A 22,462-nucleotide genomic window follows, 5' to 3' on the forward strand; every position below is an offset into this window, starting at 1 on the left:
GGCGCGGGAGCACTAGCCGCTGATGAGGTAGGTCTCCGAATATATCCCGCTATGACCCTTCCCAGAGGGCGGCGGCGGCCTCGGCGCATGCCACGTCCTGGCCGATGGTGCCGCCGCTGACGCCGACCGCGCCCACCACCCCGCGGCCGTTGCCGGGCTCCCCGAGCGGGATGCCGCCGCCGAAGCACACGTACCGGTCGCCGGCCAGCCCGTGCAGTTCGCCTCCCGGCAGGACCAGCGGCGCGAGGTCGGCGGTCGGCATGTGGTGGGCCACCGCGGTGTGGGCCTTGCCGGAGGCGAGGACGGGGCCGGAGATCCGCGCGCCGTCCATCCGCTGGAACGCCACCAGATGCCCGCCCGCGTCGACCACCGCGACCGAGATGAGCGCCCCCTCCCGCACGGCCTGCCGCACCGCGGCCTCACACATGCGCAGCGCGAGTTCCAGGTTCACCGGGCTCCTCACCGTTTCGAAGACCGCCGGCTCCGACCGCCGGGGCGGGCGTCGCCGGTCGGGCGATCCGAGGTGTCATAACGATCCGACGCTTACGCGAGCCTTCCGGAGGACCGGCACGGGCCGGGACCGTCGCCCGGTGAGACGGGAGAGACCACGAGGCGACATTCCGACGACTCTTACCAAGAGTGACGTTCATCTTACTTCAGGCTACGATCTCGTCACCGGTGGGATATCGAGGTGTCGTCCAGACGTGGGGGAGAGACATGCACGGTCACAGCCGCGCGCGCATCGTTCACCGGCTCAGGTATGCCCTCGGCCATCCGGGAAGAGTCCCCCGGCACCTGCGACGGGTGACCAGGAACACGTGGCTGCGCCTGAGCACCCGCGACCACGTCGCCTACTACCGGGCCGTCATGAGGTCCGAGACCGCGCGCAGTCCTCGCGGGGCCGTGGGCAGTAGGTCCTACCGGCGCTGGGTCGCCCTGGGGAAGGCGCAGTTCGACTATCTGGTGCGGCACGGTCTGAAACCCGAGCACCGCATGCTGGAGATCGGCTGCGGCAACCTGCGGGCCGGGCGCCTGTTCATCGGCTACCTCGACACCGGAAACTACTACGGTCTCGACATCTCCCCGGAGATCCTGATCGCCGCCCAGGAGACCCTGGTCACCTACGACCTGCGCGACAAACTCCCCCATCTTCTGCCGGTCGCCGACCTGCGCTTCGCCGCGCTGCCCGGCGGGGCGTTCGACGTCGTCCACGCCCACGGCGTCTTCTCCCACTCCCCGCCGCACGTGATCGAGGAGTGCCTGCAAAACGTCGGCCGGATCGTGAGGCCGGGGGGCTGGTTCGACTTCACCTTCGAGCGCACCGAGGGCAGGGAGCACCAGGTCCTGGGCGAGACCTTCTACTACCGGACCGAGACCCTGCTCGATCTGGCCGCCGGATGCGGCCTCCAGGCGACCCTCATGGATGACTGGGAGCGCCTTCCACAGCGGGAGTCCAAGATCCGCATCAGGTTTCCCGGCCCCGGGCCTTCGACGGGGCACGTCGTACGTGACCAGGACCGGGGCGACCTGGACCGCGCAGCCGGGCAGGCGATGTCGGATCTCGGATAGGATCTGGCGCCCTGTGCGACCGAGCTGGAGGAACCGATGCGGGCCCACGACCTGTCCGCCGGGGGCGGCGTGCTGGCCCGTGCGCATGACGTGGCACGTGCGGCGGCGCGGATCCACGGCCTGCCCGACGCCGAGGTCACGCTGATCAACGTGTCGGAGAACGCCACGTACCGGGTGGACGACCCGGCCACGGGGAGGCGCTCCATCCTGCGGGTGCACCGCCTCGGCTACCACTCCGTCCCGGCGATCCTGTCCGAGCTGGCCTGGCTGGAGGCGCTCCGCGAGCAGGAGGGGATCCGCACCCCCCGGGTGCTCCAGGCTCCCGGCGGCTCCCGGGTGCTGACCGTCCCCGGCGCGGAGCCCCGAGAGTGCGTCATGTTCGAGTTGCTGCCCGGTGCCGAGCCGTCCCTGGAGAACCCGGTGCCCGGTTTCGAGCGGCTCGGTGCGCTCACGGCGCGGATGCACCGGCACGCGCGCCGCTGGTCACGGCCCGAGTGGTTCACCCGCTTCCACTGGGACTACGAGGCGGCCCTCGGCGCCGGGGCGCGGTGGGGCCGCTGGCAGGACGGCCTGGGCATGGGGGCCGAGGCGCGGACCGTGCTGGGGCGGCTGGACAAGGAACTGCGCGAGCGGCTCCACCGCTTCGGCCGGGGGCCGGAGCGCTACGGCCTGATCCACGCCGACCTGCGTTCCGCGAACCTGCTCGTGGCGGGTGAGGGACCGCCCAGCGTCATCGACTTCGACGACTGCGGCTTCGGCTGGCACCTCTACGACCTGGCCGCGGCGGTCAGCTTCATCGAGCACCTCCCCGAGGTTCCCGAACTGGTCGACGCGTGGGTGCGGGGTTACCGGACCGTCCTGGACCTTCCGGCCGAGGACGAGGCGGAGATCTGGACGTTCGTCATGTTCCGCCGCCTGCTGCTGGTCGCCTGGATCGGTACCCATACCGGCGCGGACATCGCCACCGAGCTGGGCTCCGGTTACACCGAGGGCACCTGCGAGCTGGCCGAGCGCTATCTCGGCGGCTCGCTCCGCTGACCCGGTCCGTCCCGTGGTACTCACGGCGTTCCCGTAGGGGCCGTTCGGCAAAGTGGCGCGCCGTGATCGCGCATCGGGAAATCGTCCCTACCCACCCCTGGGGCGCGACGGGTCCGTGATGGCGAATACGCGCCGGCGTCCACATCACCGTGCGTGTAACGCGTAATCCGATAATGAGATTTTCGCGATGGGGATTCCGTCTTCCCGGCCCCTGTTTTCCGACCCGCTTCGCCGAATCCGGGGTGTTTTCCGGCCGCCTTCGTCTCCGTCTCCGTGGCCGCGGGCGGCGGTCAGGTGGGGTCAGGATTTCAGCTCGCGCCTGATGTCCTCGTCGTCCGGCGCCAGTTCCAGCGCCCGGGTGAGGTCGGCGACCGCCTCCGTCTCCCGCCCGGCGGCGCGCAGCGCCATCGCCCGGTTGAACAGCAGCGCGGGGTCCGCTCCGGGTTCGAGGGCCCGGGTGAAGTCCGCGACGGCGCCCTCGGGGTCACCGGTCTCGAATGCCAGCAGTCCTCGGTTCGCCCAGGCGGCCGCCAGCGAGGGGGCGAGTTCCAGCGCCCTGTCGAAGGCGGTACGCGCCCTGTCGTAGCGCCCCTCCGCCGTCTCCACCTGGCCCAGCGCGCACAGCAGGTACGGGTTGGCCGGATCGATGGCGAGTCCGGCCTCCGCGTCCGCCCTGGCCTTGCCGTACTCACCGAGGGCGGCCAGCAGCCCGGCCCGGTTGGCCAGGCCGTCCACGAACTCCGGGTCCAGCTCCAGCGCGTGGTCCAGGTCGCTGAGCGCACCCCGGTGGTCGCCCCTGGAGAAGCGGATCTCGGCCCGGTTGTAGTAGGGCTCGGGGAAGGGCGGGCCGACCCGCATGGCCGTCTCGTAGTCGTTGATCGCCGCGTCCATCCGGCCCAGCCGGTGCAGCAGGTTGCCCCGGTCGATGTAGTAGTCGGGGTAGACGGGGTCGGCTGCGATCACCGCGTCCAGATCCTCCAGCGCCTCCTCGGGGCGGCCCAGCATCACGGTGAGCTGCGCCCTGTTGGCCAGCAGCACCAGCCGGTGTATCGGGTGCTCGCCGGGCCGCAGGTCGCGGTCGGCCAGGGCGACGGCCTCGGAGACCAGCTCCAGTGCCTTGGCGGGGCGGCCTCGCCGTACCTCCACCAGTGCCCGGCCGTTGAGGTCGAACCCCAGCTTGAACGCCCGCTCGCGCGGGTCGGGCAGCAGCGAGGAGATGGCGATCGCCTGGTTCACCAGCGCGAGCGCGGCATCCGGATCGCGCCGGGCCTGGTCATGGTGGCGTACCTTCAGCATTCCGGTGGCGTAGGCGACCGAGGCGTGGACGGCGGGGGAGATGCTCTCCCGCCTGGCCAGGTCGAACAGGTCCTCGGACTCGTCCTCCCTGCCCAGCGCGGCCAGCGCGGTCGCGGTGCTGTGCAGGAGCCGCCACCAGGTCCCGGTGTCGCCTTCGGGGTCGGCGAGGCGCAGGGCGCGCCTGCCGAGATCCACCACGGCGTCATGGCAGCCCGCATCCAGGCACCACTGCACCGCGAACAGGAACGCCTCCAGCGCCTTCGACGTGTCGCCGCCGCGCTCGCGGTGGTAGGGGACCGCTCCAAGCCGCGGGCCGATCGTCCCCTCCCGCTCCAGCTCGTCGGCGAGGGCGCCGTGCTCCTCCTCGCTGAGCTGGTCCTCGACGGTGGTCCCCCGGCGGGTCACCACGGTCAGCGACTCCGCGGGGACGCGGCGCCGCAGTACCGTCAGGAGTTCTAGGTCGGTGGGGTCGGCCCGGTCGACGTTCTCGACGACCAGCGTCCGTGGGCCGGTTTCGGCCAGGTGCTCGCGGACGAACTCGGCCAGGCCGTTAGCCAGGCGCAGCGTGCGCCGCGGCGCGTGCACCAGGATCCGCTCCGCGCTGGGCAGGCTCGCGGCCACGGAGCGGCGCCGGTCGGGAACCAGGTCCTGCAGGTCGGGGGCCGCCGCGCGCAGCTCGATGTCGTAACGGGCGACGAGCTCGGGCCGGGCCGTGGGCACCAGGGCGGCGACGAGCGCGCCCCCCGCGGTGTAGGGTCCGCGCAGGTACCGGTCAGCGTCCACCACGAGCGGTGGCGGCACGGGAAGAGACGGGTTTTCTGGCGGTTGGGCTCCCCGACTCACCGGACTCCTCTAAGTCGATTTAGATGATATTCGATGATATATGGCTATGTTGTGCTGGGGGCCGGCGCCCACTGCTGGACGCCGGTGCTGCGATTCGTCTCAGCCGACATGCTTGGCACTTGCGGTACCACTGAGCGTGACGGTGCCAGGTTTGTGAACGATAACGCGCTTCATTACAGGCCTCTCTCGCGAATAAGAACAAATCGCAAGTATTCGCAGTAATCGCCCATATTGACAAGATCTGTTTCTTATAGTGGCCGCATCCGGACAGCCCTATGGACAGGTGGCGTGTGGTGGTATCCACGAATCCACGAACGCCTTCGCGGGCCCGTGTTCGGCCTGGCCGCTGTGAGCGGCTCCCACAGGGGATGGGACCCTGATCCGATGGAACAGAGAAGCCGCTGGGCGGACATCGCGGGAGATGACGCCGGGGAGCGGTACGCGGCGAGGTTCGCCAGGCTGGCCGAGTCGGGGGCGGACACGCACGGTGAGGCGCGGTTGTGCGCGGGGCTGCTGCCGCCGGGCGCGCGGGTGCTGGACGCCGGGTGCGGCACCGGGCGGGTGGCGATCCGGCTGGCGGAGCTGGGATACGACTGCGTGGGCGTCGACCTCGACGCGTCCATGCTGGAGGTCGCCCGGCGGACCGCGCCGGAGCTGCCCTGGATCCTGGCCGACCTCAGCGACCTCGGTGACCTCGGCGGCTCCGCGGAGTTCGCGGAACGGGCCGTGTCCGGCGAGCGGCGTGGGCAGGGCGAGCGCTTCGACATGGTCGTCGCCGCGGGCAACGTCATCCCCCTGCTGGCCCCCGGGACCGAGGCGCGGACCGTCGCCGGGCTCGCGGCACTGCTGCGCCCCGGCGGGCTTCTGGTGAGCGGGTTCGGGCTGGACGCCGCGCACCTCCCACTCGCCTCCGCAACGGTCACCCTGGCCGACTACGACGCCTGGTGCCAGGCCTCGGGGCTCGCCCCGCTGCGGCGCCTGGCGACATGGGACGGCGCACCCTACGACGGCGGTGGATACGCGGTGAGTGTTCATGTACGAACCCCCGGCGGGCGAGGCTTCGAGGGGTAGTAGCTTCATCCCATGCGACTGGGCGTTCTCGACATCGGTTCCAACACGGTCCACCTGCTGGTGATGGACGCACATCGGGGGGCCCGGCCGCTGCCAGCGTACTCCCACAAGGAGGAGCTGAGGCTCTCCGAGCACATGGACGAGGGCAACCGCCTGTCGGCACAGGGCGCGACGCGGTTGCGGGAGTTCGTCGAGGAGGCGCTGCGGATCGCCGAGGACAAGGGGGTCGAGGACCTCATGGCCTTCGCGACCTCCGCGATCAGGGAGTCGGTGAACGGTGAGGAGGTCCTCACCGGGATCAAGGCCGACACGCAGGTCGACATCGAGGTGCTGTCCGGCCAGGACGAGGCGAGGTTGACGTTCCTGGCGGTGCGCCGCTGGTTCGGGTGGTCCTCCGGGCGGCTGCTGGTGCTGGACATCGGCGGCGGGTCGCTGGAGATCGCCTCGGGGATCGACGAGCAGCCCGACGTGGCGGTGTCGCTGCCGCTGGGGGCCGGCCGTCTCACCCGCGACCGCTTCACCGCCGACCCGCCGCCGGCCGACGAGGTGCGGGCACTGCGCAGGTACGTGCGGGCCGAGATCGCCCGCGTGGTGGGCAAGGTGTCGCGGTACGGCCAGGCCGATCACGCGGTGGCGACGTCCAAGACGTTCAGGCAGCTCGCGAGGATCGCCGGCGCGGCGCCCTCGCACGAGGGGGTGAACGTACGCCGGGTGCTCGGGCATGCGGACCTGGTCGGGTGGACCGACCGGCTGGCCAGGATGAGCACGGGGGAGAGGGTCGAGCTGCCCGGGGTGTCGGAGGGGCGGGCGCCGCAACTGCCCGCCGGAGCCATCGTCGCCGACGCCACCATGGACCTGTTCGGCGTGGCCCAGCTGGAGGTGTGCCCGTGGGCGCTGCGCGAGGGGGTCATCCTGCGCAGGCTGGACGCCATGCCCGAGCAGTAAGGTTTATCCGGCCGTCCGCGGGTTAGTGCGCATAGCCATGAACAGCCCTCAGACTCAGGTGGCAGGTGCCGCTCACAGAGCGGCCAACAGTCAGACGCTGGACAGGTTGGCACGGGTCGGTATGGCCTGCAGGGGAGTCCTCTACGGGCTGATTGGTTTTCTGGCCTTGCAGATCGCCTTCGGCGGTGGAAGCGGTGGTAAGGAGGCCGACAAGACCGGGGCCATCGAGACGGTGGCCGAGCAGCCGTTCGGCATGGCGCTGCTCTGGCTCATGGTCGTCGGTTTCACGGCCCTGGTCCTCTGGCAGCTGTCGGAGGCCGTCATCGGCCGGGGACAGACCAAGGACCGGGTGGAGTCGGCGGCGCGCGCGGTGGTCTACGGGCTGATCGTGGCCACGCTGCTCGGTGTCGTGCTGCGCGGAGACTCGGGAAGCTCAACGGACAGTCAGTCCAAGGACCTCACGGCCAAGCTGATGGAGCTGCCCGCCGGGCAGTTCATCGTGGGCCTGGTCGGTCTGGGGGTTATCGCCCTGGGGGCCTACTGGATCCACAAGGGCTGGAAGAAGAGGTTCCTCCAGGACCTGCGCACCGGCGAGATGCCGCCGAAGGCGCGTGACCTCGCCGAGAAACTCGGCATGGCCGGCTACCTCGCCCGCGGTGTGATCGCCGCGGTCGCCGGTGTCTTCGTCATCCAGGCCGCGATCACCTACGACCCCGACAAGGCCAAGGGCATCGACTCGACGCTGCGCTCGCTGGCCGACACCCCGGCCGGTCCGTGGCTGCTCGGGGTCGTCGCGATCGGCCTGCTGCTGTTCGCGGTCTACTGTTTCTTCGAGGCCCGCTGGCACCGGATGTGACGGGTGAAACCGCACGGTACGGCAGGTGCGGGCATGCAGCTGAAGGCCCGTCTGGCAAGCCCCACCTGTCTATCCGGTAAGTGATCGCATTCCTACTTTTCCGAGACATCTTCCCTTTCGAGCTCCGCGTCTTCCCAAAGGCAGGAACGGTATCGGAGGGGACATATGGACTCGTCGGAGCACGACGGAAGCGAATGGGTTCTCCGCCTTGCGGGTTCCCCGGACCAGGTGGTCAGAGCCCGCCGCCTGGTCTCGATGACCCTGGGGCGAGACCATCCCCTCCACGACGACTGTGTCCTGCTGACCAGTGAGATCGCCACCAACGCGGTGATCCACTCCCGGTCCGGGGACGGTGGGGCGTTCACGGTCACCGTGGCCTACTCGGCGACGGGCGTGCGGGTCTGCGTCCAGGACGAGGGCTCCTCACAGGCTCCCTGCGTCTGCCACGCCTCGGCGGACGCGACGGGGGGCCGCGGCCTGCCCCTGCTGGAGGCCTTGGCCCACCGCTGGGGCCTGGTCAGGGAGGCGGGGGCCAACAAGGTCTGGTTCGAGCTGGTGCTCGAACTGGCCGGGGTGCGCGCGGGCAGCCTGGCCGGTGCCAGGTGAGAGTTCGGGGCTCGGCCGGTCGCCGGGAGGGCACCCCGCCGGGGTGCCCTCGCGTCAGCCGATGACCCCTATGGGCTCGCCCGCTCCGGGGGTGACGGGCACTGTCCGTACGGCACCGGTCACGTCGCGGAAGGAGCCGTCGGCCGGGTCGTAGACCAGGTAGGAGCCGAGATGACGCAGGGCGACCTGGCCGGCGCCGCCCGGGTCGTGCGGGATCCCGTCGGCGCCGGCGACGCGTTCCTCGGCGGCTATCTCGCCGACCGCCTGTCCGGCGGCTCCCCCGGCGGCGCAGCCGCCCTCGGCACCCTGCTGGCCGCCCGCATCGTGGAGACCCCCGGCGACACGGCGGGCCTCCCCCCGAGGGAGGAGGCTCGCGACCTGCTCAGGCGGGCTGTTGCGACGCCGTGAACGGGCGCGTGGCGGGGCGGACGTCGAGTTCGGTCAGCAAGCCGGCCATGCGGGTGGCGCGGAGCGGATCGACGGGCAGGACGTGGCCGGTCCACCAGCGGGCGATCTCCGAGGACGGCCCCTCGGGCACCAGTTCCAGGTAGTCGTCCAGCGGAGGGTCGTAGATGAAGCCGGGCACCACGCCCCGGCTCTCCAGCCGGGCGACCACCTCGTCGCGGTTCTCGACCAGCAGGGGCACCCGCAGCAGCGGCTGCGGCGCCGCGTCGCGGACACCCTCGGCCGCCCAGGGCAGGGTACGCAGCAGTTCGACCCCGGCCATCCGCCGGTCGCGCTCGCGGTCGATCACCCGGAAGCGGGAGCGCTGGTAGCGGCGGAGCAGCGGCCCCTGGCGGATCCGCCAGTCGTCGAGGTCGATCCGCAGCCAGTGGTCCATGGCGCGCAGGTCTACCGGATCGCCGGCGAGGGCCGCGCGCAGTTCCTTCTCGCGGGGCGGGCAGCGGTGGCCGGTCCACTGGACGAGGCCGAGCGCTTTAAGGGCGTGCCACATCGGCCGGACCAGCCCGGTGCGGTAGATCGTCTCGCGCAGCACGGGCCGCAGCGTGCCGAGCAGCTGGGCGCGGGCCCCGCCGGGGAGCAGCGACTCGTCCCTGGCCCGGGCCAGCTCGGGCAGCGCGGCCGGGTCCCGCGCGGTGAGGAACCCGCCGGACATCGCCCGTCCGTGCTTGGCGAGGCTGAACACCCCGGCGGTGCCGAACGTGCCCGCGGGGCGGCCGTCCACCGTCGTCTGCATGGCGTGTGCCGCGTCGTCGAGGAGGATCACGCCGCGCCGGTCGCACTCGGCCCGCAGCTCGGTCACCCGGTCGGGCTGGCCGTACAGGTGCGTGGTGACGACACCGGCCAGGCCGCTCCAGTCGATGTTGGGGACGTCGATGTTGCCGTCGCGCCAGGAGACCGGCGCCATCACCGGTTCCAGCCCGGCGGCCAGCACGATGAACAGCACGGTCTCGCAGTTCGTCGGTGAGATGAGCACCTGGTCGCCAAGTTCGAACCAGTGACGCAGCGCCAGGAGCAGACCGAACCTGGCGGAGGGCACGTGCAGGCACTCCTGGCCGATCCGGTCTCGCATGGCCGCCTCAAGCTCGCGGCCGCCGTTCTGCCCGCTCACTGGGCCTTCCCCCGGGTGCGCAGCCGCCCGTACCGTTTCATGGCCCTGTCGGCGGCGCCGTACAGGGCCGGGCTGTCAAGGATGAACCGCCGCACGCGGCGGACCGGTGTGGTGCGTAGCCAGTGCGCCGCCGCGCCGGCCGAACGGCGGCGCGCGATGCCCTCGGTGACTGGAACCGTCCTGCTGCACAGTGCGTCCTTGTACTCCGAGCCGTTACTGATGCCGAGGTCCAGCGAGCTGACACCGATCTTCGCGGCGGCCTCGACCATATGCAGGTGCTGGATCAGGCCGGGGGAGTACTTGGCGTAGTCGGGGTCGTACGCGGGGAACCAGCCGATCATCATCGTGCCGGTGCGCAGCCCGAAGTGGCCCGCGACGGGCCTGCCGTCCGCGTACAGCATGGACAGCGGCCCGGCGAAGTCGGGGGTGTCGACGGCGTGCAGGCGCTCGGTCAGCTCCACGACCCATGACTTGGCGAAGCGGTCGGGGCGGCCCATCCGCTGGTACTGGGCCGATTTCCACTCCCGCAGCAGCCGGAACTGCTCCGCGTCGCGCACCGCGAACTCGGAGGTGATCTCGCCCGTGTCGCGGCCCAGCTTCCGTTTCTTGTACAGGGTGCTCTTGACGAACTTCGGAGAGCGTTCGCGCAGCTCGTCGAGGAAGGCCGGGTAGCCGTCGGCGAAGTCGAGGACCACGGCCTCCTGCCTGAGCGTCTCGAACGGCTGGAACCAGGGCTGGTGATCGACCATGCAGCCGAACTCCCACACGCTCAGCCCGCACTCCTTGAGCAGGGTGTTGGAGTCGAATTCGGCGCCGGGCACGTGGACCACGCCCTGGGAGAGCGAGACCCATCCGCCCAGGGCGGCGCCCACCCCGCCGCCGTGCCGCTCGAAGGGGAAGAACCCGACGGGCCCGTCCGACTCGGTGATCACCGCCACCCGCGCTTCGGTGTGGACCTCACCCATCGCGATCGTGAAGTCCGGGCTGAGGAAGGGGTTGGCAAGGTGCGCGCTGGAGCGTTGCATCTCGCGCCAGGCCGCGACCTCATCCGGGCCCAGCTCCGCCGGCCGGATGACGTTGACCCTCATGCAGCCCCTCCCGCCGCGCCGGGGTGACCGGCGACCGTGCCTACAGTGCGCGTCAACCTACCGTTCACGAGGAGGTGATCCTTTCTCGAAGCCCGGGCTGAGGAACTGAACGTCGTCCTCGGGGTGGAGCACGCGCGATCCGACCGGCCCATGGACATGGGTGGCGTGTGTCACGGAGCGCGGGAACCGTCCCGGAACCGGGCAGCGCCCCCCTGCCGCCGCCCAATGCAGTAAATCTACCTAAATATTGACTTACCTACTAAGCGATATCGGAGACGGTCGGACTCGGCAGCACCGGGGGAACCCGGGGAGGGGTGGGTGGGATGGCCGGGACGAGCCGTTCGACGACCGGCAGGGCGCGGTGGGCGTAGAGCGGATCGACCGGCAGCACGTGCCGGCCCCACCAGTGCGCGATCTCGGGCTCCGGCGAGGGACTGGTGAACCCGGGCAGGTAGCTGTCGTACGGCGGGTCGTAGAGGTATCCGGTGGCGACCCCGTGTCGCTCCAGCTCGGCGATGGCCTCGTCCCGGCCCGAGACCAGCAGCGGGACCCGGAACAGCGGTTGATCCAGGTGCCGGTGGACGGCCGGCGCCACGCTGGGCAGCGCGGCCAGCGCCGAGACGCCGGCGATCCGCCGCGACCGCTGCCTGGGCAGCGTCCGCAGGCGCCTCGACTGGTACCAGCTTGAGAGGTGGCCGCGCCTGGCCCGGTAGTCGTGCAGGTCGGCCTGGACCCAGGAGTCGAACGCCGGTAGCTGCGGCGCGTACTCCAGCGCCCTGACCAGATCCGCCGGGCGCGGGGCGATCCGGTAGCCCTCGCGCTCCTCCTCCATGCCGAACGCGCGCATCGCCCTCAGCGCCGGGCGGACCATGTTCAGGCGCAGCGCGGCGTGCCGGCCCACCGAGGTCAGCACGCTGTGGATCTCCTTCCTGAAGGCACCCGGCTGCAGCAGCCGGTCACGGTCGCGCTCCAGGGTGCGCAGGTCCTCCAGGTGCTCGACCGCGATCACCCCGCCGGAACCCGCTCCGGCGTGCTTGGACAGGCTGAACACGCCCGCCACCCCGAAGGTGCCCAGCGGCCTGCCGTGCACGCTCGTCTCCATCGCGTGCGCGACGTCCTCGATCAGGATCTTGCCCGTGAACGCCGTCACCCGGTCCGGCAGGCCGTACAGGTTGGTGGTCAGCACCGCGTCGACCGTGTCGAGGTCGACGGCGCCCGCGTCGATGTTGCCGTCGTCGGAGGAGAGCGGGGCGATGACCGGGCGCAGCCCGGCGGCGAGCACGAGAAAGAGGATCTCGTCGGCCGACAGCGGCGACATCAGCAACCGCTGGCCGGGGCTGCACCAGTGCCGCAGGGCCAGATACAGGCCCAGACGGTTGGAGGGCAGTGGAAGACAGCGGCGGCCTGTCCGCTTCGCCACAATGTGCTCAGGAGTCACTGGAGACCGTTTATCACGTGCGAGATCAAGACTGCAAACAGAGCCACGCCGTCCCTAACCTGCGACAACCTGGGACGCCTTGCCGTGGTTGATCACTCTGCGGATGTTCGGGAGGATCAGTAGCGCGACCAGGAGCTGGCTGCCGAGCATCGCGTAGCCCACCGCGGCGATCCCGAAGAGGGGGAACAGCAGGGCGATTGAGGTGAGGACCAGCACCGCCATTCCGACTTGGATGAGTGCGAGCTTGCGGGCCTCGCTCTGCGCGCGCAGCATGCTGAGGCAGATCTCGATCACCGTCTGGGGGAGCACGGCGATCGCCATCAGGCGGAGCAGCGGCGTGCCCGCCTCGGCGAACCCGGGGCCGAACACGCTCAGGATCAGGGGCGCGCCGACCACGACCACCGTGATGACCGGTCCGACGATCAGGAAGGTGCGGCGCAGCGCGTTGCGCACGCTCTGCGCCAGCCGGGCGGCGTTGAAGGACCCCTCGACCGTCAGAGACACCGCCATGTTGGCCGCCAGCAGCCCGATCATGGAGCCCAGCGTGTGGGCTATCGAGAAGTAGCCGAACGTCGGCGCGTCGTCGAGCCAGCCCGCGATGATGACCGGGACCAGATAGAGGATCAGCAGGATGGAGAACGCGCCGGGGAAGTCTCCGGCCAGGAAACGCCCCACCTCGCGCAGGCGCGGCGGGTTCGCGGCGCTCTCCTCGGTGTTCTTGACGTGCTTGGGGATGATGACGCCGAAGATGAACCAGCTGATCGGGATCAGCGCCATGGCCGTCGGCACGATCCACGAGACGAAGATCCCGCCGAAGAGGCCGCCCTCCGGCAGCGCGACCGCGAGCGCGGCGAGCATGCCCATTTTGACCAGGCCGAACGCCAGGCTGTTGACCGGCACCCAGACGGCCTTGCGCAGCCCGGCCAGGGTCACGTCCTGGAGGGTGAAGACCGTCCAGACGAGAACCGAGACGAGGAAGAACAGTCCGGGGCCGAACCCGGCGAGGTCGGCGTAGACCGCCCCCCACACCGGCAACGTCAGCAGGAACCCCAACGCCGCCACCAGGCCGGTGGCACCGGCGATCGCGTAGCCGCGCAGGACGAACTCGGCGGTGCGGCGGCCGGCCACCGGGATGAACCTGGCCAGCGCGCCCGCGAAGGCGAGCCCGGTCAGAGAGGCGAACAGCCGCATCGCGCTGATCACGGCCTGGCCCTCACCGAACGCGGCGGCGGTGTACAGGTGCGTGGCGAGGAACCAGTAGCCGAGGCCCAGCACGGCGGTGATCCCGGTATTGATCATCAATGCGTAGCCCTGTAGGAACAGGGGATTTCTCAGATCCTTGCGCAGGCGGTCCATCAGTCCGGTCCTGCGCTCCTCGGTCACTGTCCGGCCCATCGCCTGGTCGCCTCCGTCGCGCGTCACCTCGTCATCATCGGGTGGAGCGCTTGCAGCGACCTTGCCGTCGGCTGCACGCAGGCCGGTGGCCGAGTCCGGTCGCGTCCCCGGCAGGTCCGGCCGGGTGCCCGACGGGGGGGTGCCGCCCTCGTGCCAGGCGGGCAGCCCCGTGCCGTTCTCATTCACCTCGACGCTCCCGATCCGCACCACTTTCCGGGGCGGTGCCGGATGCCCGCCCATCGCTCGCGCGGGATGGTTCGATGGCATTCCCGAGGGGAGTGGGATGGCGCCGCACCAGCGTTCGCGTCTCGTCAGGAGATCGGCCGGTCACCGAGGGGTATATGAGAGTCGGCACGTGAGCCATGATGCCCCAGTTTCAGGCGGGCCGGGTCCGGCATGTATTCGGAAGTACCCGGCAGGGCTCGATCGTGATGGGGAGCGCCCTGTTTTATCCGGTATTGGTGCTGCCACCCGCGGGGGAGGCGAGGAGGCGATCCAGGACGCGGACGCCGAACTCCAGGCCCTCGACGGGAACGCGCTCGTCCACGCCGTGGAACATGCCGAAGTAGTCGAGTTCCGGGGTGAGCATCAGCGGGGCGAAGCCGTAACCCCTGATGCCGAGCCTCGCGAAGGACTTGGCGTCCGTGCCGCCGGACATCACGTACGGCACCGGTCGCGCCGCCGGGTCCTCGGCCACCAGGGCCGCGCCGAGCCGCTCGAAGAAGGGCGAGTCCATCGGGGCGGAGGGGGCGTCCTCCAGGTTGACGAACTCCCTCCTCACCCGGGGACCGAGCAGGCGGTCGATCGTCTCCAGGAACTCCTCCCGGCCCCCCGGCAGGAACCGCCCGTCGACGTGGCCCACGGCGGTGCCGGGAACCACGTTGACCTTGTAGCCCGCCTGGAGCATCGTCGGGTTCGCCGAGTTCCGGATCTGTGCCCCGAACAGGGAGCCGATCCGGCCGAGCCGTTCGGCCTCCTCCTCCAGCCGGTCGAGGTCGATGCGCTCGCCGAGGATGTCCGACAGGCTCTCGATCAGCGTCGCCACCTCGGGCGTCAGCCGCACCGGCCAGCGGTGAGAGGCGATCCGGGACATGGCATGGCAGAGCTCGGCCACCGCGTTGTCCACCGGCGGGCGGGAGCCGTGGCCCGCGACGCCGGTCGCGGTGAGTCTCATCCAGGCGGTACCGCGCTCGCCCACCGCGACCGGGTAGATCCGTGCTCCGGGAGCCTCGACGCTGTAACCGCCGGACTCGCTGATCGCCTCGGTACAGCCGTCGAACAGCTCGCGGTGGTGTCGCACCGCGTATCGCGCGCCGTACTCGCCGGTGGCCTCCTCGTCGGCGAGGAACGCCAGCACCACGTCCCGCCCAGGCCGTACCCCGCGCCGTGCCCACTCGCGGACCAGGGTGAGCGTCATGGCCAGGGTGCCCTTCATGTCGACCGCGCCCCGGCCCCAGACGCAGCCGCCGGAGACCTCCCCGGAGAACGGATGAACCTGCCAGTCGGAGGCGTGGGCGGGGACCACGTCGAGATGGCCGTGGATCAGCAGGGCGTCGGGTGAGTCGCCGGGGATCCTGGCGACCACGCTGGTCCTGTGCCTGGCCGACTCGAACACCACCGGTTCGATGCCGGCCTCCGACAACAGGGTGGCGACGTGCTCGGCCGCCGGACGTTCGCCGGGGCCGGGATTGGTGGTGTCGAATCTGATCAGGTCCGAGCAGATCTGTGTGACCTCACTCATCGAAGAACGCCCCCCGGAGACTATGGCCCAAATACAGGACCAAGGGTGCATACCCCTCCGGAGCGGGAAGGGCACCTCGAGGTTCGCTTCATGTACTCCCGGTCGGCTGTGACGCCGCTACCTCCAGGAGGGGCCGGGAGCCTGGCCGCTACTGGCCGGATGTGGTCTGCGGGGCCTTCTTGGTCGCCGCCTTGGCCACGCTGGGGTCGCCCGCCGCGAAGGCCGCGGCGACCTTTCCCCCGATGCGCCCGCGCTCACTCACCTCGATTCCGTGGGACTTCGCCCACGCCCGGATCTCGGCGCTCCGCTCGCGGCTGCCGCCGGAACCCTTCGCCCGGCCCTTGCGGCCCAGGGAGGTGCTCGCCTTGCGGGCGGCGGACTGGAAGGGCTTAAGGGCCTCGCGGAGTTTTGTGGCGTTCTTCGCGCTCAGGTCGATCTCGTAGGCGGTCCCGTCCAGGCCGAACGAGACGGTCTCGTCCGCCCGCTTCCCGGTGATGTCATCGGTGAACGTGACGACTTGCTGACGTGCCATTGTGTCACTCCTTAATCTTGGCGCCAGAGTGTGCGGCTGTGAACCCGGCCGACGATGGCTCCCGCGTCTCTTCCCCGGTAGTAAAACTCTAGCCTCTCCTTTCGCTGTCGCGCCGGGAAACCCTGTCCGCCGGAGATCCACTTGCTCAGGTTAATTACCCAAGGCCGAACTCCGGCGTCTCCACGTCATTGGGAAATGCTTCCCGCCGGCGAGGGATTAAAAACGACGGCGGCGCCGGGATCCCCTTGGTGTCTTGTATCCCGGGATCTGTCGGTTGCCCCGGCGGGTTTTCTGGATGGAGGTGTCCGAGCGCTTTGGAGTTTCGTGACCTCCGGGTGGTTTCCACCCTGGTCGCCGTGAAAAAAACGACTTCGGCCACTTGGGGGCGTTCGGGGCCATCGTTCCACTGTCGTTCGTTTCGAGGGCTCCATCGTGTCGGCCGTGCTGTCCTCCCGGTGTGCGGGTGTGTCCTCCGTCCCGTTTTCGCTGGTCGGGGCAGCTGCCGGGATGAGATCCCGGCGGGGAGCGGCGAGCGGACCGGGTCCGCCGGGAGGGGGACGGCGGCGGAGGGGCGCTGTGGGACCCGCTCCGGAGGTTCGTCGGACAATTCACGCATGCCCGGTGTCTGTCACCGAACGTGTTGCAGGATTTCCGTAGGACAAATGACTTCCTCGCGCTCTGGAATGCGGGCCGGGTGTCCCCGGTTTTGCCGGCCGGCTAGATCCGGATGCGTTCGAAGGCGGTCACCGACACATGGTCGATCACATTGGGGCGTGGTCCCGACACTCTCGGGTGAGGCGAGGCGCGCCGCGCGGACCGCATGATTTCGGGCGTCTCGCATTGTGAGCGAGCGGGAGCCGCGGACCCCGTTTGCCCCTTGACCGCCATTGGCCCGTTCCATCGTCCTGGCGGACCAACAAGCGGTGTTCCCCGAATTGTTCGCGTAACGGCCGGAGAGTGATGCGGGCATTGCCCGTTCCCTCAGGGGCGGGCGTGTCGTCGCGGCTCGTCCCGTTCCGTTCCGCACGGGTGGGAACCGTGCGCCGCCGAGCCTCACACCGTCTCGCCCCGGACGGACGGGGCGGTGCGCCGCCGCGGCCTGTCATGTCGTCTGGTTACGGATGGACGTGCCGGGCCCGCCGGTCTGCCACACCTCCCGCACGGCGGGAGGTCAGAGGTAGAGGCCGGTGTTCTCGGGGACGGTCGTGCGGCTGAACGCGCCGTCGCGGAGCGCGAAGAGCTCGGCGAGGGTCGCACCGGCCGGAGAGAGCCCTTCGGTGCCGCCGAGCCAGTGGGCGGCCTCGTCGTAGGGGAGAGGACCGATCTCGATCTGGGCGAGGCAGCGGCCCGGGCGGGTGACGGCCGGGTGGAGACGGGCCAGGTCCTCGTTGGTGGTGATGGCCACCAGGACGTCACGGCCCTGGCCGAGGAGCCCGTCGGTCAGGTTGAGCAGGCGTGACAGGCCCTGTCCCGTGGCCTCCTTGGCGCCGGATCTGATCAGCTCGTCGCAGTCCTCCAGCACCAGGAGCCGCCACCGCTTACCGTCGTCGTCGTCAAAGCCGACCGCGACCTCCATGAGGTAGCCGGGGGAGTGGAACAGCCGTTCCGGGTCGAGTACGCAGTCGACCTGGCACCACGACCGCCACTCGTGGGCGAGCGTGCGCAGCAGCGTTGTCTTGCCGGTGCCCGGCGGGCCGTGCAGCAGGACCAGCCTGCCGTGCGTGTCGGAGGCGGTGACGGACATCAGCCGCGACAGCCGCTCGCCGACCGACCTGGCGTAGTTGCCGGAGATCTCCGCCCAGGGGGAGGCGGTGATCGGCTTCTCCGAGCGGCGGCTGCCGTGGGATCCCTGCCACCAGAAGCCCATCTCGACGTGGTCGCTCTCGGGAGCGGGCTCCTCGGCGTCCTTGATGATCTCGTCGATCACCGAGCGGGCCAGTTCCTCGTCGACCGCGGTCACGCTGACCGTGGCGGCGCGGTTGCGGTGGCGGACCACGCGCAGCGTCCAGCCCTCCCCGCACAGCAGCCGCGAGTCACGGCCGTCCTTCTCCGTCGCCGCCCGGAGGAGCGTCCCGGAGGAGGGGGCGAGGGAGGCGTCGGGGCGGACCCGCTCCAGGTTCGCGGTGCACGACCACGGCTGGACCCCGGTGGCGAACGGCGACAGCGCGAGGGCGTCGATCACATCCACCGCGGAGTCGGCGTCGTCGAGCCAGATCCTCATCGGCAGCTCCACCGGGCGGGGCTCCGGGGAGAAGTGGACCTCCTTGAGTACGGACATGGCGGTAATGATCCTCTTGGGGCGTCCGCCGGTCGATGGGTTTTCGCAAGGGGGCCGGGCTCAGGGGGCCACCGGCGGCGCGGGAGCCTCGGGGGCGGTGCGGAGCAGGGCGTCGACCAGGGGGCTCGGCGGGCGGGTCAGCGGGCCGGTGAGGACGAGGGCGCGGGTCAGGGACGGCTTCAGCGGGATCATGATGAGCCCGGGGGTGAGAAGACCGCGGCCGAGGTCGGGAACCGTCGAGACGCCGATACCCGCGGCGATCATGCCGATGAGCGTGCCGAGCTCGCGCACATGCTGGGCCGGAGCGTAGGGGACGCCCGCCAGGGAACACAGGATGCGGGTCTGCGGCTCGCAGCCCCCCTTGGAGACGAGCAGCGGATCCTCCACCAGCTCGGCCATCGTGATGTGTTCCTGACCGGCCAGGGGGTGGTCGGCGCGGACCACCGCGTGGAAGGCGTCGCGGCCCACCACCACATGCGCGGGAGGCGGGGGCACCGGATCGACGAGGATCGCGGCGTCGACGACTCCGGTCTCCAGCCAGGGGGACAGCTCGTCGTCGTCGCCCTCGAAGACCTGCACCTCGACACCGGGGAGCTCCGCGCGCCACGTCCGCATGAGCTGGGGGAGCAGCCCGCAGCAGACCGTGGGCGGGGCGGCGACGCGGACGACTCCGGTGTGCTGCCCCAGATGTGCGGAGACGGCCTCGTCGATGGCGGCGACCGAGGCGAGCGCCGCCTGGGCGTGCGGCAGGATCGTCGCCCCCAGGGCCGTGGGCCCCACGCCTCCGTGCCGCAGCACCAGCGGTGCGCCGAGAGCGCGCTCGAGCGCGGCGAGCGCGTGGGAGACCGCCGACTGGGACATGCCCAGCTCCTCGGCGGCCACGCCGAATCCGCCGTTCGTGATCACGGCGGTGAAGACTCGGAGCTGCGCGACCGTGGCACTCATGAGGACATCTCATCACACTGCCGGGGTAACTCATTGGACACATGACCTGGGCCTGGTGAGACTGCTCCGGTGACCCGTGAAGGAACCTCCTCAGCATCTCCACAGGTGCGGGCGATCGACGCCGTACCGTCCCCGGCGAGCCGGTCCGTGCTTGCCCAATATCTCGCGCTGGCCCTGACCTGGGGGGCCAGCTTCCTGTTCATCAAGGTCGCTCTCACCGGGCTGTCTCCCGTTCAGACGGTGCTGGGCCGTCTCGCGCTGGGAGCGCTCACGCTCAACGTGATCATGTTGGTCACCCGCCGGCGGTGGCCGAGGCAGGCGAGGCTCTGGGCGCATCTGGGGGTGGTCGCACTGCTGCTGTGCGTGGTGCCGTTCCTGCTGTTCGCCTGGGCCGGGCAGTACATCCCCTCGGGACTCTCCAGCATCTACAACGCCACGACGCCGCTGATGACGATGTTCGTGACCCTGGCCGCGCTCCGGCAGGAGCGCCTGGGGGCGGCGGGGGTGCTCGGTCTGCTGCTGGGTGCGGCCGGTGTCGTCGTCGTCCTGGCCCCGTGGAACCTGACCGGGGCCGCCGGCCCCGGGTGGGCGCAGGCGGCCTGCCTGGGGGCGACGTTCTGCTACGGCCTGGCTTTCGCCTACACACGGCGCTTCGTGGTCTCCTACGGCTACGACGCCCCCACGATCGCCGCCGCCCAGATCAGCGTGGCGGCCCTGGTCATGCTCGCGCTGAGCCCGCTGCTGGCAGGCGGTCCCGTGCGCCTGGACCTGCCCGTCGTGGCGAGCATGGCCGCCCTGGGCATCCTGGGCACGGGGCTCGCCTACATCTGGAACACCACGGTCATCGCCCGTTGGGGGGCGACGGCCGCCTCGACGGTGACGTACCTGACCCCGCTGGTGGGTGTCGTCCTCGGGGTGCTCGTCCTGGGCGAGGCGCTGACGTGGAACCAGCCGCTGGGAGCGGTGGTGGTCGTGGTCGGCATCATGACCGGCCAGGGCGTGTTCGGTTCCCGGCCCGGTCGCCGGTCCCGGTGACCAGACCGGGAACGTCCTTCGAGGTGCAGGTCAGGGTGTTGTCCTTGGGCCTGGTCCACACGGTGCCGGGAACGCGGCCGGTGTCGAAGCCGAGGGCGATCAGGGGTGAGGAGGCCGCGACGATGAGGGCAAGGCCATCCATGCCCGCCCGGAGCGGGAGGTGCCGCGGGGAGGAGAGGCCCGCGGGCGCTTTTCTGGTTTAGGGCGCCCGGCTGCGGTCAGGGGGGTGGCTGTTTCGCTGCCCGACGACCAACCGGAACGTTCCCAGATGACGATACGACGATAGATCAGTTGATTAACAGCACCATACGGTGTCGTATCAACCATTACGCTCCGGTAGGGCAGTATCACTCAGACAGTGGAGACGTTCCGTGGCCATCGATCTTGTTACTCGCCGAGAGTGGGGCGCTCGCCAGCCGCGCGGTTCCTACAGCAGGCTCAGTTCCACCCGGGGAGTGAAGGTCCACTACACGGGCGGCCAGGTCAGCCCGGATATCGTGAACGACCACGCCAAATGCGTTGCCCTGGTGAAATCCATCCAGAATCACCACATGGACGGCAATGGCTGGATTGACGTTGGTTATTCCATGCTGGTCTGTCCGCATCGGAAGGTCTTCGAGGGCCGGGGGCCGAATCGTGTGCCGGCCGCCAACGGCGCCGGTCTCAACAGCGACCATTACGCGGTGCTCGGCCTGGTCGGCTCGTCGGGGCTCACCAAGCCGACCGACGGCATCCTGCACGGCATCCTCGACGCCGTCGAATACCTCAGGGACAAGGGCGGGGCGGGTAAGGAGATCAAGGGCCACCGGGACGGCTACTCGACCAGCTGCCCCGGCGAGCCCCTGTACGCGTGGGTCAAGCGGGGCGCCCCCCGTCCCGGCGGCGGGACCACCAACCCGCCGGAACCGCACCCCTCCTTTCCCGGCCGCACGCTCAAGCAGCCGCCGATCATGGAGGGTGCGGACGTCCGCACCTGGCAGCGGCGGATGCGCGACCGGGGCTGGAACATCGACGTCGACGGTCTGTACGGTCCCGCCTCCAGCGATGTCTGCAAGAAGTTCCAGAAGGAGAAGGGGCTGCCCGTCACCGGCGCCGTCGACCGCGCCACCTGGGACGCGGCCTGGCAGGAACCCGTCAGCTGACCAGTGGCTCCTGCCGCACGGGGGTCTGCGGATAGTGACAGGCCACCCACTGGCCGGGACCGATCCGCCGCCGGAGCCTTGTCCGAGGGCGCGGGGGCCGCTCGCCGCTACAGGCGGCCGGCACCGGTGTCAGCGCCGGTGTCAGCGAGGCGAGCCACGCCGTGGAAAGCGTCAGGCGTTTCACGCGCATCTCCTCCAGGTAGGCTCCCGAGAGTGATTCACCGATAGCACTATCGGTGAAAAATCGCACAAGCCTCTGAGGGGGATTGTTTGCGCCGGGTGTGAGTGGAGGTTCGCCGGTAGGATTATCGGTGAGTGGAAAGCGAGGCGGCAGTGAGGCGACAGTGGCGAGCACACCCCTGAGCAGGAGCGAGGCCAAGGATCTGACCAGGCGTCGTCTCATCCGCGCCGCGTTCGCGATCCTCGACGAGGAGGGTGAGGCAGGGCTGACCACCGTCAAGGTCTCAAAGGCGGCGGGGATCGCCCAGTCCAGCTTCTACGTGCACTTCAAGGACAGGCAGGAGTTGCTGCGGGCGCTCGGAGAACAGGCGGGGGAGCGGCTGCGGGGGGCGATGCGCGAGGCGCGGCGCAGGGCCCGCGAGGCACCCGACGACAGGGAGCGCCACCGCGAGGCCTTCCGGATACCGCTGGAGGCCATCTGCGGGCACCCCGCGCTCTTCCGCCTCGGCCTGCGCACCCGGCACGACCCGTCGTCGCCGCTCCAGGAGTTCGCCGTCGAGACCGCCGCCGCCTACCGGGCACACCTGGTCGCGGACCTGGCCTCGTTCGGCTTCCCGACCGAGCGGGAGAGCGACAGGCGCCGCCTGGAGATGATCGCCGACGGGATCGGCGCGCTGACCAACGCGATGGCGATCGGCCACATCGACGGGCGCTACCCCGACCTGGAGGAGGCGGTCGACGTGCTGGTCGCCTTCTCGTACGGCTACCTCGGGCTGCTGCGTAAGGATTCTTCCGCATGGTCCGGGAATCCCCCTTCGGCTCCTTCCGACGGCCCTCCTGTTGATGTTTGTCCGGAGCCCGGAGGGAGTTCGAAAAACGGCAACCTTTAGT

The 22,462-nt window shown here is 70.3% G+C and carries 21 protein-coding genes; 10 read left to right on the forward strand and 11 right to left on the reverse strand.

Annotation, left to right across the window (positions count from 1 at the left end; translation table 11 throughout):
• Positions 1-49: 49 nt before the first annotated feature.
• Positions 50-451 (reverse strand): GlcG/HbpS family heme-binding protein, encoded by a 402-nt coding sequence (locus tag ACWD3H_RS05025; RefSeq protein ID WP_355548486.1) that lies wholly within the window; start codon positions 449-451, stop codon positions 50-52.
• Positions 452-717: 266 nt separating this feature from the next.
• Here ACWD3H_RS05025 and ACWD3H_RS05030 point away from each other — a divergent pair, with 266 nt between their 5' ends.
• Together ACWD3H_RS05030 and ACWD3H_RS05035 are read left to right on the forward strand one after the other, a co-directional pair.
• Positions 718-1,569, forward strand: a complete 852-nt coding sequence (locus ACWD3H_RS05030) for a class I SAM-dependent DNA methyltransferase (protein ID WP_451954069.1) — start codon at positions 718-720, stop codon at positions 1,567-1,569.
• Between the two features lie 36 nt (positions 1,570-1,605).
• Positions 1,606-2,607: a phosphotransferase enzyme family protein gene (locus ACWD3H_RS05035; protein WP_355548492.1), complete on the forward strand. Its 1,002-nt coding sequence runs from the start codon at positions 1,606-1,608 to the stop codon at positions 2,605-2,607.
• A gap of 300 nt (positions 2,608-2,907) precedes the next feature.
• Here ACWD3H_RS05035 and ACWD3H_RS05040 read toward each other — a convergent pair whose 3' ends face one another.
• Positions 2,908-4,704, reverse strand: coding sequence for a tetratricopeptide repeat protein (locus ACWD3H_RS05040; RefSeq protein WP_451954070.1), 1,797 nt, complete (start codon positions 4,702-4,704; stop codon positions 2,908-2,910).
• 426 nt (positions 4,705-5,130) lie between these two features.
• On the opposite strand from ACWD3H_RS05040, the gene ACWD3H_RS05045 reads away from it, so the two are divergent.
• From ACWD3H_RS05045 to ACWD3H_RS05065, 5 genes are all read left to right on the forward strand, one after another.
• Positions 5,131-5,817, forward strand: a complete 687-nt coding sequence (locus ACWD3H_RS05045) for a class I SAM-dependent methyltransferase (protein WP_355626058.1) — start codon at positions 5,131-5,133, stop codon at positions 5,815-5,817.
• Positions 5,818-5,829: 12 nt separating this feature from the next.
• A complete protein-coding gene (locus tag ACWD3H_RS05050; protein ID WP_451954071.1) occupies positions 5,830-6,762 on the forward strand; it encodes a Ppx/GppA phosphatase family protein in 933 nt (310 codons plus the stop codon).
• 106 nt (positions 6,763-6,868) lie between these two features.
• Complete coding sequence (locus tag ACWD3H_RS05055; RefSeq protein ID WP_355548504.1) at positions 6,869-7,618, forward strand: DUF1206 domain-containing protein; 750 nt, start codon at positions 6,869-6,871, stop codon at positions 7,616-7,618.
• Positions 7,619-7,783: 165 nt separating this feature from the next.
• A complete protein-coding gene (locus ACWD3H_RS05060) occupies positions 7,784-8,224 on the forward strand; it encodes an ATP-binding protein (RefSeq protein ID WP_355548507.1) in 441 nt (146 codons plus the stop codon).
• 171 nt (positions 8,225-8,395) lie between these two features.
• Positions 8,396-8,632, forward strand: coding sequence for a PfkB family carbohydrate kinase (locus ACWD3H_RS05065; RefSeq protein WP_451954072.1), 237 nt, complete (start codon positions 8,396-8,398; stop codon positions 8,630-8,632).
• Here ACWD3H_RS05065 and ACWD3H_RS05070 read toward each other — a convergent pair.
• From ACWD3H_RS05070 to ACWD3H_RS05105, 8 genes are all read right to left on the reverse strand, one after another.
• On the reverse strand, positions 8,607-9,797 hold the full coding sequence (locus ACWD3H_RS05070) for a DegT/DnrJ/EryC1/StrS family aminotransferase (RefSeq protein ID WP_451954073.1): 1,191 nt from the start codon (positions 9,795-9,797) through the stop codon (positions 8,607-8,609). The genes ACWD3H_RS05065 and ACWD3H_RS05070 overlap by 26 nt on opposite strands.
• Complete coding sequence (locus tag ACWD3H_RS05075) at positions 9,794-10,885, reverse strand: GNAT family N-acetyltransferase (RefSeq protein WP_451954074.1); 1,092 nt, start codon at positions 10,883-10,885, stop codon at positions 9,794-9,796. The genes ACWD3H_RS05070 and ACWD3H_RS05075 overlap by 4 nt, the downstream gene beginning before the upstream one ends.
• A gap of 259 nt (positions 10,886-11,144) precedes the next feature.
• Complete coding sequence (locus ACWD3H_RS05080; RefSeq protein WP_355548516.1) at positions 11,145-12,305, reverse strand: DegT/DnrJ/EryC1/StrS family aminotransferase; 1,161 nt, start codon at positions 12,303-12,305, stop codon at positions 11,145-11,147.
• A 72-nt stretch (positions 12,306-12,377) separates the two neighbouring features.
• Positions 12,378-13,904 carry a lipopolysaccharide biosynthesis protein gene (locus ACWD3H_RS05085; protein WP_451954075.1) on the reverse strand — a complete coding sequence of 509 codons (1,527 nt, stop codon included), beginning with the start codon at positions 13,902-13,904 and terminating at the stop codon, positions 12,378-12,380.
• Positions 13,905-14,166: 262 nt separating this feature from the next.
• A complete protein-coding gene (locus tag ACWD3H_RS05090) occupies positions 14,167-15,459 on the reverse strand; it encodes a M20/M25/M40 family metallo-hydrolase (RefSeq protein WP_451954076.1) in 1,293 nt (430 codons plus the stop codon).
• Between the two features lie 148 nt (positions 15,460-15,607).
• Entirely contained in the window at positions 15,608-15,991 is a 384-nt protein-coding gene (locus tag ACWD3H_RS05095) for a histone-like nucleoid-structuring protein Lsr2 (RefSeq protein ID WP_355548525.1), read from the reverse strand.
• Between the two features lie 1,171 nt (positions 15,992-17,162).
• Positions 17,163-18,269: a DUF5925 domain-containing protein gene (locus ACWD3H_RS05100; protein WP_451954077.1), complete on the reverse strand. Its 1,107-nt coding sequence runs from the start codon at positions 18,267-18,269 to the stop codon at positions 17,163-17,165.
• 60 nt (positions 18,270-18,329) lie between these two features.
• Complete coding sequence (locus tag ACWD3H_RS05105; protein WP_451954078.1) at positions 18,330-19,214, reverse strand: LysR family transcriptional regulator; 885 nt, start codon at positions 19,212-19,214, stop codon at positions 18,330-18,332.
• 69 nt (positions 19,215-19,283) lie between these two features.
• On the opposite strand from ACWD3H_RS05105, the gene ACWD3H_RS05110 reads away from it, so the two are divergent.
• A complete protein-coding gene (locus tag ACWD3H_RS05110; RefSeq protein ID WP_451954079.1) occupies positions 19,284-20,249 on the forward strand; it encodes a DMT family transporter in 966 nt (321 codons plus the stop codon).
• Between the two features lie 551 nt (positions 20,250-20,800).
• Positions 20,801-21,391, forward strand: a complete 591-nt coding sequence (locus ACWD3H_RS05115; RefSeq protein ID WP_350959852.1) for a peptidoglycan recognition protein family protein — start codon at positions 20,801-20,803, stop codon at positions 21,389-21,391.
• On the opposite strand, the gene ACWD3H_RS05120 is transcribed toward ACWD3H_RS05115, so the two are convergent.
• Positions 21,384-21,575 (reverse strand): hypothetical protein, encoded by a 192-nt coding sequence (locus tag ACWD3H_RS05120; protein WP_451954080.1) that lies wholly within the window; start codon positions 21,573-21,575, stop codon positions 21,384-21,386. The genes ACWD3H_RS05115 and ACWD3H_RS05120 overlap by 8 nt on opposite strands.
• A gap of 127 nt (positions 21,576-21,702) precedes the next feature.
• Between ACWD3H_RS05120 and ACWD3H_RS05125 the strand changes: the two genes are divergently transcribed.
• Positions 21,703-22,461, forward strand: coding sequence for a TetR/AcrR family transcriptional regulator (locus ACWD3H_RS05125; RefSeq protein ID WP_451954081.1), 759 nt, complete (start codon positions 21,703-21,705; stop codon positions 22,459-22,461).
• Position 22,462 lies beyond the last annotated feature (1 nt).

It is taken from the genome of Streptosporangium sp. NPDC002607 (assembly GCF_053592655.1).